The sequence below is a fragment of the Agrobacterium sp. NPDC089420 genome, assembly GCF_044900305.1.
In the GTDB taxonomy this organism is placed as follows: Bacteria; Pseudomonadota; Alphaproteobacteria; order Rhizobiales; family Rhizobiaceae; genus Agrobacterium.
Map to the genome: position 1 here is coordinate 161,232 of NZ_JBJDMY010000006.1, position 18,503 is coordinate 179,734.

An 18,503-nucleotide genomic window follows, 5' to 3' on the forward strand; every position below is an offset into this window, starting at 1 on the left:
AGGCGGCATATTCACAGCCGCCTTTGCCGTTCTTCGATTAGCTATCCGGTTGCAGGCTTATCTGGCAACCGGGATTCATGCGCAAATCGGGGTCGAACGCATTTTTCAAACTGGTGATCATCCGACGCTGCACATCCGATAGCCGGCTTTCGAAATCGGAGCGCTTCAGACGACCGATGCCGTGCTCGGCGCTGATGCTGCCGACGTAACGGTCGAGGACGTCATTGACGAGCGTCTTGGACTTGTAGATGAGCGCGTCGCGCTCCTCCGGCGTCGCCCCATTGGGCGGCAGCACGTTGAGATGGACGTTGCCGTCGCCGACATGGCCGTAGGACACCGCCAGGCACTCCGGCAGCTTTTCCGAAAGTTCCGCCTCCGCCTCGGCCACAAAAGCCGCCAGTCTGGAGAGCGGCACGGAAATATCGGTGCGCATATGGCTGCCGCGCAGCGCCTGGCCTTCGTTCATGCCTTCGCGGAACAGCCAAAGCGATTGCGCCTGCGCGCGGGAGGAGGCGATGACGCCGTCCAGCACCAGCCCGTCTTCCATCACGCCCTCAAGGAAGCGTCCCATCAGGTCGGCCGTATCCACCAGGCCGGAGCCGGAAATCTCCATCAGCACATAGGCCGGATAATCGCCGGCAATCGGCATCTTGAGATCGGGGATCGCCTCGATCGCCAGGGTGAAGGCGACCGGCGGCATGAATTCGAAGGCGGACATGAGGTCGCAGCATTCGCGGCGGGCGCGGCGGTAGAGCTTGATAGCGTCATCAAGCGAATTGAGGCCGAGCAGCGCCGTCTCGATATGTTCGGGATTGGGATAAAGCTTGACGGCAACGGCGGTGATGATGCCGAGCGTTCCCTCCGCGCCGATGAAAAGTTGCTTCAGATCGATGCCGCGATTGTCCTTGCGCAACGTCGAAAGCCCGTTCCACACGGTGCCATCCGGCAGCACCACTTCGAGGCCCAGCACCAGTTCGCGGGTCATGCCATATCGGAGGACATTGATACCGCCGGCATTCGTCGAAACATTGCCGCCGATACGGCAGCTGCCCTGCGCGCCGAGCGACAGCGGGAAGAACATGCCCCTGTCCTGAACGGCGTCCTTGAATTCCGAGAGAATGCAGCCGGCTTCCACGACGGCTGAAAAATCCTCGCCATCTATGGTGCGGATGGCGTTCATGCGCTCGAGGCTCAGCACGATCTGATGCTTGGGCGCATCCGGAATGCCGCCGAGCACCAGGCCGGTATTGCCGCCCTGGGGGATGATGGCGAGGCCAAGTTCGGCGCAGGCACGCACCGTGTCGGACACTTCTTGGGTGGAGCGGGGACGGATGACGGCCACGGCTGAACTTGTGACATCACCGTGCCAGTCACGGCAATAGCGCAACATGTCCTCCGGCGATGTCAGCAGCAGGGCCTCACCCAGCCTGTTCTTCAGCGAGAACCGTAATTTCTCGATATCGTGTTCGCTCACGATCGTCATTCCACCCTCTCCGTCCAATCCGCCCTGAAATATTCGGGCAAGGGTCTTGCCGTTGCTTGCCAGCGCCCTTGCTTTTTCCAGTTTGTGAAAAAATACTATTTTCAATCCGATCATATAAGGTTATCAGACAACCTTACAAGCTAATTTATCGGTCGACAGGCCGATGAGGTTTTTTCGGTCTCGGGAGAACGGCCGGGACAAAGAGGAGGAAGACATGCATATCGCAATCATCGGCGCCGCCGGCATGGTCGGCCGCAAGCTGACGCAGCGGCTCGTCAAGGATGGATCGCTCGGCGGCAAGCCGGTCGAGAAGTTCACGCTCATCGACGTGTTCCAGCCTGAAGCGCCCGCTGGTTTTTCCGGTGTGGTGGATGCGCGTGCGGCTGATCTTTCTGCTGCGGGTGAGGCCGAAAAGCTGGTGGATGCCCGTCCCGATGTCATATTTCACCTTGCCGCCATCGTTTCCGGCGAAGCCGAACTCGATTTCGACAAGGGCTACCGCATCAATCTCGACGGGACGCGTTATCTCTTCGACGCCATCCGCATTGCCAACGGCAAGGACGGTTACAAGCCGCGCGTGGTCTTCACCTCGTCGATCGCCGTCTTCGGTGCGCCGCTTCCCTATCCGATCCCGGACGAGTTCCACACCACGCCTTTGACCAGCTACGGCACCCAGAAGGCGATCTGCGAATTGCTGTTGTCCGATTACAGCCGTCGCGGGTTCTTCGACGGTATCGGCATTCGGCTGCCCACCATCTGCATTCGTCCCGGCAAACCGAATGCGGCCGCCTCCGGCTTCTTCTCGAATATCCTGCGCGAGCCGCTGGTTGGCCAGGAAGCGGTTCTGCCGGTGCCGGAAAGCATTCGCCATTGGCATGCCTCGCCGCGTTCCGCCGTCGGTTTCCTCATCCATGGCGCGACGATCGATGTCGAAAAGGTCGGCCCGCGCCGCAACCTGTCGATGCCGGGCCTCAGCGCCACCGTTGGCGAACAGATCGAAGCGCTGCGCAAGGTGGCTGGCGAAAAGGCCGTCGCCCTCATCCGCCGCGAGCCGAACGAGATGATCATGCGCATGTGCGAGGGCTGGGCACCCGGTTTCGAAGCCAAGCGCGCCCGCGAACTGGGCTTTACGGCTGAAAGCTCGTTCGAGGAAATCATTCAGGTTCATATCGAGGACGAACTGGGAGGTTCGCTGAAATGAGTGTCGGCGGGGAGGAGAAGAAGGACTCGGTTGCCTTTATCGGCACGGGCCTGATGGGCGGTCCGATGGCCCGGCGGCTGCTTGGCGCCGGATTTTCGGTCAGGGTCTGGAACCGCAGCGTCGACAAGGCTGAAGCCCTTGTCGCCGATGGTGCGGTTCTGGCGGCGTCGCCGGCGGAGGCCGCCACGGGCGCCGATATCGTCATCACCATGCTCAGCGACGGCAAGGCGGTGAGCGAGGTGCTGTTTGAGGCCGGTGTCGCCGAAGCGCTGAAAAAGGGTGCTGTCGTCATCGACAGCAGTTCGATCGCGCCGCCGATCGCACGCGAACATTCCTCCCGGCTCGAAGCGCTCGGCATTCATCATGTCGATGCCCCGGTTTCCGGCGGCGTGCCGGGTGCGACGGCCGGCACGCTCGCGATCATGGCGGGCGGGGACGAGGCGCTGATCGCGGGTCTTGCGGATGTCTTCGCGCCGATGGGCCGGCTCACCTATGTCGGTCCCTCGGGTGCGGGCCAGCTGTGCAAGCTCGCCAATCAGCAGATCGTCGCCATCACCATCGGTGCGGTTGCCGAGGCGATGATGCTGGTGGAAGCGGGCGGCGCATCCCGCGAGGGGTTCCGCAACGCCATACGCGGCGGGTTCGCCGAAAGCCGGATACTGGAACTGCATGGCGACCGCATGGTGAAGCGTAATTTCGCGCCTGGCGGCCCCTCCAAGTTCCAGCTCAAGGATCTGAACGGTGTGCTGGCAATGGCGAAGGACATGTCTCTGACATTGCCGCTGACCCAGCAGGTGACGCGGGAATTCGATGATTTCGTCGGTGACGGCGGAGCCGATGTCGACCATAGCGGCATCCTGCTTTATCTCGAAAAACTCAACAACCGGGAACAGGGCTGAGACGGGTCCATGAGCGACGACAAGACACCCATGCGCCGCCTGCGATCCCAGGACTGGTTCGACAACCCCGATCATCTCGACATGACGGCGCTCTATCTGGAGCGCTTCATGAATTATGGCGTGACGCCGGAAGAACTGCGCTCCGGCAAGCCGGTGATCGGCATCGCCCAGAGCGGCAGCGATCTGACGCCCTGCAACCGGGTCCATGTGGAACTGGTCAAGCGGGTGCGCGACGGCATCCGCGATGCGGGCGGTATTCCGATCGAGTTCCCGACCCATCCGATGTTCGAGAACTGCAAGCGCCCGACGGCGGCGCTGGACCGCAATCTCGCCTATCTCAGCCTTGTGGAAGTGCTCTACGGTTATCCGCTCGACGGCGTGGTGCTGACCACGGGCTGCGACAAGACCACGCCTTCGGCGCTGATGGCGGCAAGCACGGTCGATATTCCGGCGATTGTCCTTTCCGGCGGGCCTATGCTTGACGGCTATCATGACGGCGATCTGGTCGGTTCCGGCACGGTGATCTGGCGCATGCGCCGCAAATATGGCGCCGGCGAAATCACCCGCGAGGAGTTTCTTCAGGCGGCGCTGGAATCGGCTCCGTCGGTCGGCCATTGCAACACCATGGGTACGGCGTCCACCATGAACGCCATGGCGGAAGCGCTCGGCATGTCGCTCACCGGCTGCGGTGCGATTCCGGCCGCTTATCGTGAGCGTGGCCAGATGGCCTATCGTACCGGCCGCCGCGCTGTCGAGCTGGTCGTCGAGAATATCAAGCCTTCCGATATCATGACGCGCGCGGCGTTCCTGAACGCGATCCGCGTCAATTCGGCGATTGGTGGTTCAACCAATGCCCAGCCGCATCTGGCGGCAATGGCCAAACATGCGGGCGTTGAACTTCGCGAGGAGGACTGGCAGGTCCACGGTTACGACATTCCGCTCATCGCCAACGTTCAGCCCGCCGGCAAATGGCTGGGTGAGAAATATCACCGCGCCGGGGGCACGCCCGCCATCATGTGGGAGCTTCTCAAGGCCGGCAAGCTCGATGGAAACTGTCCGACCGTGACCGGCAAGACCATGGCGGAAAATCTGGAAGGGCGGGAATCGACCGACCGCGACGTGATCCTGCCCTATGACAGGCCGCTCAAGGAACGGGCCGGTTTCCTCGTTCTCAAGGGCAATCTGTTCGACTTCGCCATCATGAAAACAAGCGTGATCTCGGCGGAGTTCCGCCAACGTTATCTGAGCGAGCCCGGTCGCGAGGGTATTTTCGAGGGCAAATGCGTGGTGTTCGATGGTTCGGAAGACTATCACGCCCGCATCAACGATCCGTTGCTTGATATTGACGAGCGCACGATCCTCGTCATTCGCGGAGCCGGTCCGCTCGGCTGGCCCGGTTCGGCGGAAGTCGTCAACATGCAGCCGCCGGACGCGCTCCTGAAAAAGGGCATCACCAGCCTGCCGACAATCGGCGACGGGCGGCAATCGGGAACCGCGGACAGTCCGTCAATCCTCAACGCCTCGCCGGAAAGTGCGGCCGGTGGCGGGCTGGCATGGCTGCGCACCGGCGACGTGATCCGTATCGACTTCAACAAGGGTGAGTGCAACGCGCTGGTGCCGGATGCGGAACTGGAAGCGCGCAAGGCCGACGGCATTCCCGCCGTCCCTGCGGATGCGACGCCCTGGCAGCGTATCTATCGCAAATCCGTGACACAGCTTTCGGATGGCGCGGTTCTCGAAGGGGCGGCGGATTTCCGCAGGATCGCCGAGACGATGCCCCGGCACAATCACTGACCGGAAATGAAGGGAAATCCACCGGTCACGGCCGGGGATTTTTCTATTCCGGGCGGTTTCGCAATCGATTGCGACCTCCTAATGTGTTTGCGGATCCGCATGACATTCGCATTACCGGGAGCAGGGCATGACAGATATTTCCATGATCGAGGCGGCGCGTCAGCGCATCGGCGAGAATGCGGTGCGGACACCGCTGCTCTCATCGCCTTTCCTGGACGAGATTGCCGGGCGAAAGCTGGTCGTGAAAGCCGAATGCTTGCAGAAAACCGGTTCCTTCAAGTTTCGCGGCGGCTGGTCGGCCGTCTCCGGCCTGCCGGCGGCGATACGCGCCAAGGGCGTGATCGCCTTTTCCTCCGGCAATCATGCACAGGGCGTGGCGCTTGCCGCCCGCTTGCACGGGGTGCCGGCCGTCATCATCATGCCGTCCGATGCGCCGAAGATCAAAATCGACAATACCCGTGCCTATGGCGCGGAGGTGGTGCTTTACGACCGGGTGAATGAGGATCGCGACGCCATCGGTGATCGTCTGTCACGCGAACGCGAACTGACACTGATCAGGCCCTTCGATGAGCCGCTGGTCATTGCCGGGCAGGGGACTGTGGGGCTGGAGATTGCCGAGCAGGGTGCGGAACTCGGCATTGCCGCGGCCGAGGTTCTGGTGCCCTGCGGCGGCGGCGGTCTTACATCCGGCATCTCGCTCGCACTTGCCGCGAAGGCGCCGGCCTACAAAGTCAGGACTGCAGAGCCCGAGCATTTCGACGATGTGGCGCGCTCGCTCGCATCGGGCAAGATCGAGCGGAACGTTTCGACGTCCGGTTCGCTCTGCGATGCGATCATCACGCCGCAGCCCGGCAACATCACCTTCCCGATCATGGCCGGGCTCTGCGGAAAAGGCATTGCCGTGACCGAGGATGAGGCGCTGCGGGCCATGGTGCTTGCGTTCAACCGGCTGAAGATTGTCATCGAACCCGGCGGCGCCGTGGCGCTTGCGGCAGCGCTGTTTCATGGCAGCGAGCTGGAGAGCGATACGGTGATCGCTGTTGCCTCGGGCGGCAATGTCGATCCCGGGATCATGGCGCATGCACTGTCCAACTTTTGCTGAAGCGGCAGCTGCAGCGTGAGATCAGTCCCCGAGCCGTTCCGCAACCTCTGAGGCGATCGCGAGCGAGGCGGTCAGGCCGGGGCTTTCGATGCCGAACAGGTTGACGAGGCCGGCAAGTCCGTGGGTTTCCGGACCGTCGATACGGAAATCCATGGCGGGTTCGTCAGGGCCGGAAATCTTCGGCCTGATGCCGGAATAGGCAGGGATCAAGGCATCCTCGGGAAGGCCTGGCCAATAGCGGCGGATCGCCTTGCCGAAACCCTCCATACGGCGGGGATTGACGGCGTAATCGATGATCTCGACCCATTCCACGTCAGGGCCGAACCGGGCCTGACCGGCAAGATCGAGAGTGAGGTGCACGCCGAGGCCGTGGGTATGCGGTGCGGGGTAGATCAGCCGTGAAAACGGCGACTTGCCCGTCAGCGAAAAATAGCTGCCCTTGGCAAAGCGCGGCTGCGGGATGGCACGGGCCGGCAATCCAGCGATCTCTTTTGCCACCATGGGTGCGACGAGGCCGGCGGAATTGACGAGTAGGCGGCATGTCAGGCTCATGGGCTCCTTGCCACCGACATGGACCCGGAAACCGTTGCTGATCGGCTCGGCCCTTTCGAAGGGAGCATTCAAGGCAAGAGCCGCGCCGTGGTCTTCCGCCTCGCCGAGCAGCGCCAGCATATAGCCATGGCTGTCGATGATGCCGGTCGAGGGCGAAAGCAGGGCTGCCGCGCAGGCGAGGGCGGGCTCAAGCGAAAGTGCCTGTCGCCCATCGATCAGCTCAAGGTCTTCACAGCCATTGGCCGCACCCTTGTCCTTGAGGGTGGCCAGCAGGGCCGTCTCGGCCGCATCTGTCGCCACGATGAGTTTGCCGCAGCGGCGGTGCACAACGCCATGGCTCTGACAAAAGGCATAGAGCTGCCTTTTACCCTCGACGCAGAGGCGGGCCTTGAGGCTTCCGGCCGGATAATAGAGCCCGGCGTGGATGACCTCGCTGTTGCGGGAGGAGGTTGCGGAGCCGAATTCCTTCTGGCTTTCAAGGATGATGACGGAGAGGCCGCGCATTGAAAGTTCGCGTGCCGTCGCGAGCCCTATCACCCCCGCTCCAATGACGATGGCGTCGATATCCGTCATCTGTTCCCATCCACGCAAGCTTCGTTTGAACGAACGCCGTCCTGCAGCGTTAATATTCCGCGATGGGTAGATTGATGCTTGTTGGGAGGCAAGTGGCGACTCCTATTTTTCCCAATCGGCGCTTCTTATGGAATTTTATCTCTACTGGAATGGTAGGGGATAAAGCTATTCTTTGGCTGACGTTAACAACTGCCCGCTTCGCCGGGCAAGACAGGGAAGGGAGTGTACAATGTCTTATTCCAAGGCAGGAAAAGTAAAAGACTTTGTCTCGCAGCCCCAGTCGCCGCGCAACTGGAAGGATTCGGTGCATGCGGCTCTTGTCGGCATCTGCGTGGCTTTTGTCGCCGCGGTTATTCTCGGTCTCGTTCCCTGATCCTCCCGACTTTTCCATCAGGTAATTTGAGAACAAAGGCCGGTCGCTCCTCCGACCGGCCTTTCCTGTTTGTCACGCCTTGAGATAGTCCTCGGCCAGATCGACCCAGAAAGCGGTTCCGATCGGCAGAATATCGTCGTTGAAGTCGAATTTCGGATGGTGCAGCGGCGGGTCGTTGTCGGTGCGCGCCGTGCCAAGGAAGAAATAGCAGCCGGGCCGCTTTTCCAGCATATAGGCAAAGTCTTCCGCTCCCATGGACGGGCGCTGCATCTCGGTCACATTTTCGCTGCCGGCAAAGCGGCGGGCGAGATCGGCGACATAGTCCGTTTCCGCCTTGTGGTTGACGGTCGCGTTATAACCCCGCTCGTAATCGATGGTGACGCTCATGCCATAGCTCGCCGCCTGGCCTTCGGCTATCGCCCGGATGCGCTTTTCCAGCTCGTCGCGAACGCCCGCATCGAAGGAGCGGATGGTCAGCAGCATCTCCGCGGTTTCGGGAATGACGTTGCTGGCCGCGCCGGCATGGAATGCGCCCACGGTAACGACGGCCGACAATTGCGGATGGATATTGCGTGACACCACGGTCTGCAGCGCCATGATGATGCTTGCGCCGGCAACGATGGGGTCCGCCGCGTCCTGCGGTTCGGCGCCGTGGCCGCCATAACCGTTGACGGTGATCCTGCATTCGTCGACGGCGGCGAGGATCGGCCCGTCACGCAGCACGAATTGCCCGAAGGGCAAGCCGGGATCGTTGTGCAGGGCAAAAACCGCATCGCAGGGAAAGCGGTCGAACAGACCGTCCTCGATCATGATGCGGGCGCCGCCGAAATTCTCCTCCGCCGGCTGAAAGATCAGATGCAGCGTTCCGTCGAAATTCCTGCGTTCGGCGATGATCTTCGCCGCGCCTAAAAGCATGGCGGTGTGGCCGTCATGGCCGCAGGCGTGCATTACCCCCTGATTGGCGCTTGCATATTCCGCCCCGGTTTCCTCGTGGATCGGCAGGGCGTCGATGTCGGCGCGAATGCCGAGCGTACGCGTGCCGTCGCCATTGCGCAGCGTCGCGACGATGCCGGTTCCGGCAAGCCCCCGCGTCACCTCATAGCCCATCGCCACCAGCTTTTCGGCAATGAAATCCGACGTCTTGAATTCGGAAAGTCCGATTTCGGGATGGCGGTGCAGGTGGCGGCGGATCGCCACCACATCCGGCATATGGTTGGCAAAAGACGTGATGTTGGCGGTCTGTCTGGTCATTTTCGAAGTCCCGGGTTTCGCCGCTTGTTTCCGGCGCCTTCGGCAAATGACATAGCAGCATATGCATGGGCATGTAAGGGGCGTTTCCGGCGTTGAAAGGCCCTGAAATTCAGCGCTTGCATCGTGCCGCGACAGGTGGCATGGAACTATTGACGTCCTGGGGCATTAGCTCCTTTCGGATGTGGCGCGGGCCTTCTCGGTTTCGTGTTGCCCTTCAGGTTGTCAACGGGGGATTATCGGACGTTGCGCGAACAATTTTCGCCATCGGGGAGGGTGCGAAATCCGGTCGGAACGGCATTGCCGCGCCGCGGGACGCCACTTTTTTCATGCCGTCGAAAATCCTCAATGCGCTTCGATCTCCGGTTTTGCAATCCTGTCGGCATTGTTGCCGGCCAGCATGCCAGGCGTGCGGTTGCCCTGCGCCTGACGATCCGTTCCGCGTGGCGCCCCATCCGGTTCACCGAAGGTTCAGGATAAGTCATAAATATAGCGTGGCCTGATTTTCGTGTGTGTCCCCGCCACGGACGAAATGCCGGTCAAGTCGAACACGTTTCCCTTAAGTTCAGAATACGAGCCCGATGTCATTTCATATCACCCCGACCGCCGCCGCCCGTGATTCCGAGACGAAGCAGATCGACCACAATGATTCGATCCGCGCGTCCTATATGACGGTCGAGGAACTGCATGATGCGGGTGCCGCGCTTTCACGCGAGGGCGCCGACAGCCTTCCCGGCTTCATGGAGTTCGATTTCTTCGCGCGCCACCGCGAGAACGAGAGGGAAATCCTGCGGGTCTACCGCACGACGGCCGTCGATGCCGAAAATGGCGCGACGATCACGCCGGCGGCGGAATGGCTGCTCGACAATCATTACGTCATCGAGGAGGCGATCCAGGAAGTGCGCCGGGATTTTCCGCGCAAGTTCTATCGCCAGCTGCCGACGATGACGGTTGGCGGCGTGACGATCCCACGGGTCATGGCCCTCGGCTGGCTTTATGTCGCCCATACCCACAGCACGGTTTCGCGCGAGAACATGACGGCGCTGGTGGATGGCTACCAGACGTCGAAGACGTTGCAGATCGGCGAATTGTGGGCGCTGCCGTCGATCATCCGTTTTGTCCTCATCGAAAATCTGCGCCGTATCTCCATCCGCGTCGAGCGTTCGCGCCGCATGCGCCAGAAGGCGAACGAGGTCGTCGATGAGATCATCCGGCTGAACGATGCCGAAGCGTCGGCCGCGCTTCTCAAGCAGGTCGATTCGCTGGTCGACGATCCGACTTTCGCAACCCAATTCCTCTATCGTCTGCGCAACGGTTCGCAGACCTCCGGTTTTGCCGTTGCCTGGCTGGAAGAGCGCCTGCATGCCGCCGGCACCGATGCCGAAAACGTCATGATGTCGGAGCACAACCGTCTGGCCTCCGGCAATGTGACGATGGGCAATATCGTCAAGAGCCTGCGCGAAATCGACGATACCGAATGGTCGGTGTGGTTCGAGGAAGTCAGCCATATCGACAAGGTCCTGCGCGAGGAGACCGATTACGAGGTTCTCGACTTCGGTTCGCGCAACACCTATCGCAACACGATCGAGCTTCTGGCCCGCCGTTCTCCAAAGACCGAGGTTGAGGTTGCGCGTGCGGCCGTCGAGATGGCGCGCTCGGAGACGCCTGCGGGTGCGGACGAGAACCATCGCGTCAATGTCGGCTCCGTGCTTGTCGGCCAGCGTCGGTTCGAGCTTGAAAAGGCTCTCGGTTACCGGCCGCTGGTGTCGCAGCACATCGTGCGCTCGATGCGCAGGTTCAACTGGCTGGCGATCGCCGCGCCGGTGCTTCTGATCACCGCGCTTGCCATGCTGGCGGTCGGCTGGTTCCTCGCGGAAGCGGGCATGCCCTGGTATGTCGTCACCGCCTTCCTGCTGATGTTCGCACTGCCGGCTTCGGAAGGGGCGACGGGTCTCTTCAACACGCTCGTCACCTTCTTCGTAAAACCGTTCCGGCTGGTCGGATACGAGTTCAAGAACGGCATTCCCGAGGACGCACGCACGTTGGTCGCCGTGCCCTGCATGCTCACCAGCCGCGACAGTGTCGACGAGATGATGCGCAATATCGAAGTGCATTATCTCGCCAATCCGCATGGCGAGATTTATTTCTCGCTCGTCAGCGACTGGCGCGATGCGCAATATGAGCAGTCCGACGACGACATCGAGATTCTCGACTATGCCAAGCGGGAGCTTGCGACGCTCAACAGCCGCTACGCATTTGACGGCAAGACGCGTTTTTACCTACTGCACCGCCGCCGCATCTACAATCCGGCCGAAGGCTGCTGGATGGGCTGGGAGCGCAAGCGCGGCAAGCTGCATGAGCTGAACATGCTGCTGCGCGGCGACAAGGACACGACGTTCCTTGGCGGCGCCAATATCGTGCCGGCCGATGTCAAATATGTCATGACGCTCGATGCCGATACGCGCCTGATGCGCGACGCGGTGACCAAGCTCGTCGGCAAGATGCACCACCCGATCAACCGCCCCAAGATTGATCCGCAATCCGGTCGTGTCGTGGAAGGTTACGGCCTGTTGCAGCCGCGCGTTACGCCATCGCTGACGACGGGCAAGGACGCCTCCGTCTTCCAGCGCGTCTTCTCGATCAACCGCGGCATCGATCCTTATGTCTTTACCGTTTCCGATGTCTATCAGGACCTGACCTCCGAAGGCACTTTCACCGGCAAGGGCCTTTACGACGTGGATGCCTTCGAGGCGGCGCTGAAAGGCCGGATCGAAGAAAATTCCATCCTCAGCCACGATCTGCTCGAAGGCTCCTTCGCGCGCTGCGCGCTGGTGACCGATGTGGAACTGGTCGAGGATTTCCCCACCCGTTACGAGGTCGAAGTCTCGCGCCAGCACCGCTGGGCGCGCGGCGACTGGCAGCTGCTTCCCTTCATCCTGGACCGCGCCCGTGGCGTTACCGCCATCGGCCGCTGGAAGATGGTCGACAATCTGCGTCGCTCGCTGACACCGATCGCTTGGTTCTTCGCTTCGATCCTCGGCTGGTATTTCATGGATCCGCTGGGTGCGCTGATCTGGCAGATCCTGCTGATCTTCTCGCTGTTTGTCGCGCCCACGCTCTCGCTGCTCTCCGGCCTCGTGCCGCGTTCCACCGACATCGTGCCGCAGGCGCATTTCCACACCATCTGGTCGGAAATCCGCGCCACCAATGCGCAGGTTGCGCTTCGCATCGTTTTCATTGCCGATGCCGCCTGCATGATGACGGATGCGATTGTCCGCTCGCTTTACCGTCTGCTCATCAGCCACAAGTTGATGCTGGAATGGCGCACGGCGGCCAGCATGCAGTCCAGTGCACAGGGCAGTATCATCGATTATTATCGCCAGATGTGGCATGCGCCCGTCGTGGCGATGCTCGGGCTGCTGTTTGCCGCATTGCCGGGCGATAACGCCTTCCTGATCGGCATTCCCTTCACGCTGCTCTGGGTTCTGTCTCCGGCCGTCGCCTGGTATGTCAGCCAGTCTGCGGAAACCGAAGACCGGCTGTTCGTTTCCGAACACGTCTCCTTCGAGCTGCGCAAGATCGCACGCCGCACCTGGCGTTATTACGAAGCTTTCGTGACGCCGCAGGAAAACCACCTGCCGCCGGACAATTTCCAGGAAACGCCGGAGCCGATCGTTGCCTCGCGCACGTCACCCACCAATATCGGCGTCTATCTGCTCTCCGTCATTTCGGCGCGCCAGTTCGGCTGGATCAGTTTTGCCGATACGCTGGAGCGGATCGAAAACACGATCCAGACCGTCGAAAAGATGGAAAAATATCGCGGCCACCTCTACAATTGGTACCATACGGATACCCTGCAGACGCTCGGACCGCGTTATGTTTCGGCGGTGGACAGCGGCAATCTCGCCGGCCACCTGATTGCGGTTTCATCCGCCTGCCGCGACTGGGCGGAAGCGCCATCGGCCCATCTTCAGGGCAATCTGGATGGTATTGGCGATGTTGCCGGCATCCTGCGCGAAACACTGAAAGCCCTGCCCGACAATCGCAAGAACCTGCGTCCGCTGCACCGCCGCCTTGAAGAGCGCATTATCGGCTTCTCGAATGCGCTTGCCTCGGTCAAGCGCGAGCACGAATTCGCCTCGATCCGCGTCATCAATCTGGCGGTGCTGGCGCGTGACATCCAGAAGCTTGCCACCAATGTCGACCATGAGGTGAAATCCACCCAGAGCGCGGAAGTGACGCGCTGGGCGCAATTGCTGGTGGAATGCTGCGAATCGCATATTTCCGACAGCGCCATCGACCTCACCAATATGGAGCCGCTGCGCCAGCGTCTTGCCTCGCTGCGCGACCGCAGCCGCAACCTCGCCTTCTCGATGGACTTCACCTTCCTTTACCGCAAGGACCGTCGTCTTCTGTCGATCGGCTACCGCGTCGAAAGCAAGGAGCTGGACGAGGCCTGCTACGACCTTCTGGCATCCGAATGCCGCCTGACCAGCCTGTTCGCCATAGCCAAGGGCGATCTGCCGACCGAGCACTGGTATCGCCTCGGCCGCCAGGTCGTGCCGATCGGCGCGCAGGGCGCGCTGGTGTCCTGGTCGGGTTCGATGTTCGAATATCTGATGCCGCCGCTCGTCATGCAGGAGCGTCAGGGTGGCATTCTCAACCAGACCAACAATCTGATCGTCAAGGAACAGATGAACCATGGCCGTCGTCTCGGCACGCCATGGGGCATTTCCGAAGCGGCGTTCAATGCCCGCGATCACAACATGAACTATCAATACACCAACTTCGGTGTGCCGACGCTTGGCCTCAAGCGCGGCCTCGGCCAGAATGCGGTGATCGCGCCTTACGCATCGATCCTCGCCAGCCAGTACGATCCTGACGGTGCGCTCGAGAACCTCGACAAGCTGCGCAAGCTTGGCGCGCTCGGCCAGTACGGTTTCCACGACGCGGTGGACTTCACGCCGACGCGCGTGCCGGACGGCAAGGTCTGTGCGGTGGTCTACAATTATTATGCCCACCACCACGGCATGTCGATTGCGGCTGTCGCCAACGTTGCCTTTGACGGCGTGCTGCGTGAACTCTTCCATTCCGATCCGGTGATCGAGGCGGCCGAACTGCTGCTGCAGGAAAAGGCGCCGCGCGAAGTGCCGGTCATGAGCGCCAAATACGAGCCGGAGACGCCCGGCAAGGAACAGGCAGACCTGCTGCGTGCGGAAGTGCGTTCCATTGCCGATCCGGCGGTGCGCGACCGCGAAGTGGTGTTCCTTTCGAACGGCCATTATTCGACCATGCTCACCTCGACGGGTGCGGGTTATTCGAAGTGGAACGGGCAGGCGATTTCCCGCTGGAAGGCCGACCCGACCGAAGATCGCTGGGGCACCTTCATCTTCCTGCGCGACACCACCAATGGACAATGGTGGAGTGCGACGGCGGAACCGCGCGTCATCGACGGTGAAAAGACCAAGACGGTCTTCACCGACGACAAGGCCGAATTCCACAAGACCATCGGTGACCTGCAGAGCGTGGTCGAATGCATCGTCGCCACCGAGCACGATGCCGAAGGCCGCCGGATCACCCTGCTGAACGTCGGTTCGGAAGATCGCTACATCGAAGTGACCTCCTATATGGAACCGGTCATCGCGTCGGAGGATGACGACAACGCTCATCCGCTGTTCTCGCGCATGTTCGTGCAGACGGAAATCGGCCGCCGCGGTGACGTCATCCGCGCTTGGCGCAACCGCCGCAGCCCGAACGAGCCGGGCACGGTCATCGCGCATCTGGCTGCCGATAATGCCGGGCCGTCGCGCCCGACGGAATTCGAGACGGATCGTGCCAAATTCATCGGCCGCGGCCGCTCGCTGCGCGAAGCGGCGGCTTTCGATCCCGGCGCTACGCTTTCGAGCACCGATGGTTTCACGCTCGATCCGATTCTGTCGTTGCGCCGCACCGTGCGTGTGCCGGCGGGCAAGAAGGTGAGCGTGATCTTCTGGACGATTGCCGCGCCGAGCCGCGAGGAAGTCGACAAGGCGATCGACCGTTATCGCCATCCGGACGCTTTCGCGCATGAACTCGTGCATGCCTGGACGCGTACGCAGGTGCAGATGCGCCATGTGGGCGTCACCTCGCAGCAGGCGGCCGCCTTCCAGCATCTCGGCCGCTATCTGACTTATCCCGACATGCATCTGCGTGCGGATTCGGAAACGCTGAAAACGGGCCTCGCCTCGCAGCGCGCCCTTTGGCCGCTTGCCATTTCGGGCGATTTCCCGATCTTCAGCCTGCGCATCAACGACGATATGGACATGGATATCGCCCGTGAGGCGCTGAGCGCCCATGAATATCTGCGTTCACGCGGCGTGATCTTCGATCTCGTCATCGTCAACGAACGGGCCGCGTCCTATGCGCAGGACATGCAACATGCGCTGGATCATATTTCCGAGGCGCAGCGCCGCATCAATCCCGCCGATGGCGGTCGCCCGCACGTCTTCTCCGTGCGTCGCGACCTGATGGACGAAGAGACCTGGAGCGCGCTCCTCGCCGCCTCCCGCGTCGTGCTGCACGTGCGCAACGGCAAGATCGTCGACCAGATCAACCGCGCTGTGTCGCTGTTTGCGGCCCATCGCGGCCCGGACGGCACGAGTGACGCCGCGCAGGCCCGTTTGCCCGTTCCGGCCTTTCCGGTCGCGGAACCGGTCGAGGATGCAGGCGATCTCGATTTCTGGAACGGCTTTGGCGGTTTCGCCAAGAACGGACAGGAATATGTGGTGCGTCTCAATGGCGGGCAATCCACACCGCACCCGTGGATCAACGTCGTCTCGAACGAGAGTTTCGGTTTCCACATTTCGGCCGAAGGCGCCGGTTTCAGCTGGAGCCGCAATTCGCGCGACTATCAGCTGACGCCATGGAGCAACGATCCGGTCATCAACCGGCCGGGTGAGGCCTTCTATGTCGCCGATGTGGAGACAGGAAAGCTCTATACGCCCTGCGCCGCGCTTTCGCGCGATCCCGAAGCGCTGTTCGAAACGCGTCATGGTCTCGGATATTCCGTGATGACCGGTGTGGCGGACACGCTCGAGGTCGAGGTGACACAGACCGTCGACCGCGAGAAACCGGTCAAGTTCTCGCAGGTCATCGTTCGCAACAAGGGTTCGAAAAGCCGTCGCCTGAAGGTCTATGCCTATGTGGAATGGGTGCTCGGCAATAATGGCCAGAAATCCGCGCCATTCATTCTGAGCAGGCACGATGCCAGCAGCAATGCGATCTTTGCATCGAACCCCTACAGCATCGACTATAGCGCCCGCACGTCCTTCCTGACGCTTGACAGCGAAGCGAGCGGCTTCACCACCAGCCGCCGCGAATTTATCGGTCGCTTCGGTTCGGCGCAGGCGCCACAGGGCATCGTGTCCGGCGCCGTACTCAGCGGCACCACCGAGCTGGATGGCGATCCCTGCGCCGCGCTGATGCAGGAAATTCACCTGAAGCCGGGTGAAGAACGGCACATGACCTTCATTCTCGGTGATGCCGACAATGCGGAAGAGGCCGAAGCATTGGTGAAGGACGTTCGCAAGGCGGATTTCCAGACGGTGCTGGACGAGAGCAAGGCTTTCTGGACGGGCTTTACCGGCCAGTTGCAGGTTTCCACGCCCGATGCCGGCTTCAACCACATGGTCAATAGCTGGTTGCCCTATCAGGCGCTGGCATGCCGCATTCTGGCGCGTACCGCCTTTTACCAGTCGAGCGGCGCCTTCGGCTTCCGCGACCAGCTTCAGGATACGCTGGCCTTCCTGCTCTACCAGCCGGATCTCGCCCGCAAGCAGATCCTGCGCGCGGCAGGCCGCCAGTTCCCGGAAGGCGACGTGCAGCACTGGTGGCTGCCGTTGACCGGTGCCGGTGTCCGCACCACCATATCGGACGATGTGGTCTGGCTCGCTTATGCGATCAACCAGTATGTCTCGGCCACGGGTGACACCGCCATCCTCGATGAAAGCATTCCCTTCCTGAAGGGTCCGGCCTTGATGCCCGGACAGCACGATGCCTTCTTCCAGCCGGAAACCAGCGATCGTTCCGTCACGCTTTACGAACATGCGGCGCTGGCGCTCGATCTCGCCATTCATCGCACCGGTGAAAACGGCCTGCCGCTGATCCTCGGCGGCGACTGGAACGACGGCATGAACCGCGTCGGCGTCGGCGGCAAGGGCACCAGCGTATGGCTCGGCTGGTTCCTGTCCGGCGCACTTCGCGATTTCATCGAGATCGCCGAGAAGCGTGGTGATACCGACCGTGTCGGCAAATGGGCATCACATCGCGAAAGGCTGCGCAAGGCACTGGAAACGGCGGGCTGGGACGGCAGCTATTACCGGCGCGGCTATTTTGACGACGGTACGCCGCTCGGTTCCGCCGAAAGCGAGGAGTGCCGGATCGATTCGCTCGGCCAGAGCTGGAGCGTTCTCTCCGGCGAAGGCGAAGAAGGCCGGTCGCGGCAGGCAATGGATGCGGTCATGCAGCATCTTGTCGATGAAAAGACCGGAATCATCCGTCTGTTCACGCCGCCCTTCTCGCGCGCGCCGCATGATCCGGGTTACATCAAGGGATATCCGCCGGGTGTGCGTGAAAACGGCGGACAATATACCCACGCCGCGACCTGGGTGGTTCTCGCCCTTGCCAAGCAGGGCCGTGCCCAGGAGGCATGGAATTGCTTCAAGCTGCTCAACCCGGTCAACCACGCGCTCGATGCGGCATCGTCGGAAACCTATCGCGTCGAACCCTATGTGGTGACTGCGGATGTCTACGGTGAGGGCGCCTATGCGGGACGCGGCGGCTGGAGCTGGTACACCGGTTCCGCCGGCTGGCTCTATCGTGCCGCTGTCGAGGGTATTCTCGGCATCACCCGCACCGGCGGCAAGCTGCAGGTTTCGCCGTCGCTGCCGGAAGACTGGAACGGTTTCTCGGTCAGCATCACGCTCGATGGAAAGACAAGGGCGATTACCGTCAGCCGCAAGGCGGGTACGGCGGAGGTTTCCGTATCCGTCGATGGCAAGGACCTGGCGGCCGGCGATGGGGTGATCTCCTTCGACTGACGCTGTCAGCTCTCTGCCTAGCTGGAATCAGGCTCCTGCGGTGACGCAGGGGCCTGAATTTTTATAGGGCCGCCTTCAAATCCGGTCGAGCATCTTGGCCAGATCCGTAGTCCGAAGCCCAGCAACTCGCGCAGTTGCCGGCGGAAGGCCGGCAGCGCCGAGACATAGTCATCTGCAAAAGTCTCCAGGGATCGGACCGGA

9 protein-coding genes are annotated in these 18,503 nt (G+C 61.6%); 6 read left to right on the plus strand and 3 right to left on the minus strand.

Annotated features, from left to right (window positions below):
• Positions 1 to 37: 37 nt before the first annotated feature.
• Entirely contained in the window at positions 38 to 1,483 is a 1,446-nt protein-coding gene (locus ACI2KA_RS11710) for an FAD-binding oxidoreductase (RefSeq protein ID WP_404502139.1), read from the minus strand.
• 214 nt (positions 1,484 to 1,697) lie between these two features.
• Here ACI2KA_RS11710 and denD point away from each other — a divergent pair, with 214 nt between their 5' ends.
• The 4 genes from denD (at position 1,698) to ACI2KA_RS11730 (ending at position 6,479) form a co-directional block, all read left to right on the plus strand.
• Positions 1,698 to 2,684: a D-erythronate dehydrogenase gene (gene denD / locus ACI2KA_RS11715; RefSeq protein WP_404502141.1), complete on the plus strand. Its 987-nt coding sequence runs from the start codon at positions 1,698 to 1,700 to the stop codon at positions 2,682 to 2,684.
• Positions 2,681 to 3,583 carry an NAD(P)-dependent oxidoreductase gene (locus ACI2KA_RS11720; RefSeq protein ID WP_404502143.1) on the plus strand — a complete coding sequence of 301 codons (903 nt, stop codon included), beginning with the start codon at positions 2,681 to 2,683 and terminating at the stop codon, positions 3,581 to 3,583. The genes denD and ACI2KA_RS11720 overlap by 4 nt, the downstream gene beginning before the upstream one ends.
• A gap of 9 nt (positions 3,584 to 3,592) precedes the next feature.
• Positions 3,593 to 5,377 (plus strand): IlvD/Edd family dehydratase, encoded by a 1,785-nt coding sequence (locus tag ACI2KA_RS11725; RefSeq protein WP_404502145.1) that lies wholly within the window; start codon positions 3,593 to 3,595, stop codon positions 5,375 to 5,377.
• 127 nt (positions 5,378 to 5,504) lie between these two features.
• Positions 5,505 to 6,479: a threonine/serine dehydratase gene (locus tag ACI2KA_RS11730; RefSeq protein ID WP_404502147.1), complete on the plus strand. Its 975-nt coding sequence runs from the start codon at positions 5,505 to 5,507 to the stop codon at positions 6,477 to 6,479.
• Positions 6,480 to 6,500: 21 nt separating this feature from the next.
• Here ACI2KA_RS11730 and ACI2KA_RS11735 read toward each other — a convergent pair whose 3' ends face one another.
• Positions 6,501 to 7,604 carry an NAD(P)/FAD-dependent oxidoreductase gene (locus tag ACI2KA_RS11735; RefSeq protein ID WP_404502149.1) on the minus strand — a complete coding sequence of 368 codons (1,104 nt, stop codon included), beginning with the start codon at positions 7,602 to 7,604 and terminating at the stop codon, positions 6,501 to 6,503.
• A gap of 229 nt (positions 7,605 to 7,833) precedes the next feature.
• Between ACI2KA_RS11735 and ACI2KA_RS11740 the strand changes: the two genes are divergently transcribed.
• Positions 7,834 to 7,977: a hypothetical protein gene (locus ACI2KA_RS11740; protein ID WP_404502151.1), complete on the plus strand. Its 144-nt coding sequence runs from the start codon at positions 7,834 to 7,836 to the stop codon at positions 7,975 to 7,977.
• Between the two features lie 72 nt (positions 7,978 to 8,049).
• Here the strand turns inward: ACI2KA_RS11740 and ACI2KA_RS11745 are convergent, their stop codons facing one another.
• The gene (locus ACI2KA_RS11745; RefSeq protein WP_404502153.1) at positions 8,050 to 9,228 is read right to left on the minus strand and encodes a M20 aminoacylase family protein; all 1,179 of its coding nucleotides are present in this window, start codon (positions 9,226 to 9,228) and stop codon (positions 8,050 to 8,052) included.
• A 578-nt stretch (positions 9,229 to 9,806) separates the two neighbouring features.
• Here ACI2KA_RS11745 and ACI2KA_RS11750 point away from each other — a divergent pair.
• A complete protein-coding gene (locus ACI2KA_RS11750) occupies positions 9,807 to 18,302 on the plus strand; it encodes a GH36-type glycosyl hydrolase domain-containing protein (RefSeq protein WP_404502155.1) in 8,496 nt (2,831 codons plus the stop codon).
• Positions 18,303 to 18,503: the final 201 nt, after the last annotated feature.

What these genes read in the sequence shown, in the direction of transcription:
- ACI2KA_RS11710 (WP_404502139.1), bottom strand. Translation starts at nt 1,483, where the DNA reads ATGACGATCGTGAGCGAACACGATATCGAGAAATTACGGTTCTCGCTG.
- denD (WP_404502141.1), top strand. Translation starts at nt 1,698, where the DNA reads ATGCATATCGCAATCATCGGCGCCGCCGGCATGGTCGGCCGCAAGCTG.
- ACI2KA_RS11720 (WP_404502143.1), top strand. Translation starts at nt 2,681, where the DNA reads ATGAGTGTCGGCGGGGAGGAGAAGAAGGACTCGGTTGCCTTTATCGGC.
- ACI2KA_RS11725 (WP_404502145.1), top strand. Translation starts at nt 3,593, where the DNA reads ATGAGCGACGACAAGACACCCATGCGCCGCCTGCGATCCCAGGACTGG.
- ACI2KA_RS11730 (WP_404502147.1), top strand. Translation starts at nt 5,505, where the DNA reads ATGACAGATATTTCCATGATCGAGGCGGCGCGTCAGCGCATCGGCGAG.
- ACI2KA_RS11735 (WP_404502149.1), bottom strand. Translation starts at nt 7,604, where the DNA reads ATGACGGATATCGACGCCATCGTCATTGGAGCGGGGGTGATAGGGCTC.
- ACI2KA_RS11740 (WP_404502151.1), top strand. Translation starts at nt 7,834, where the DNA reads ATGTCTTATTCCAAGGCAGGAAAAGTAAAAGACTTTGTCTCGCAGCCC.
- ACI2KA_RS11745 (WP_404502153.1), bottom strand. Translation starts at nt 9,228, where the DNA reads ATGACCAGACAGACCGCCAACATCACGTCTTTTGCCAACCATATGCCG.
- ACI2KA_RS11750 (WP_404502155.1), top strand. Translation starts at nt 9,807, where the DNA reads ATGTCATTTCATATCACCCCGACCGCCGCCGCCCGTGATTCCGAGACG.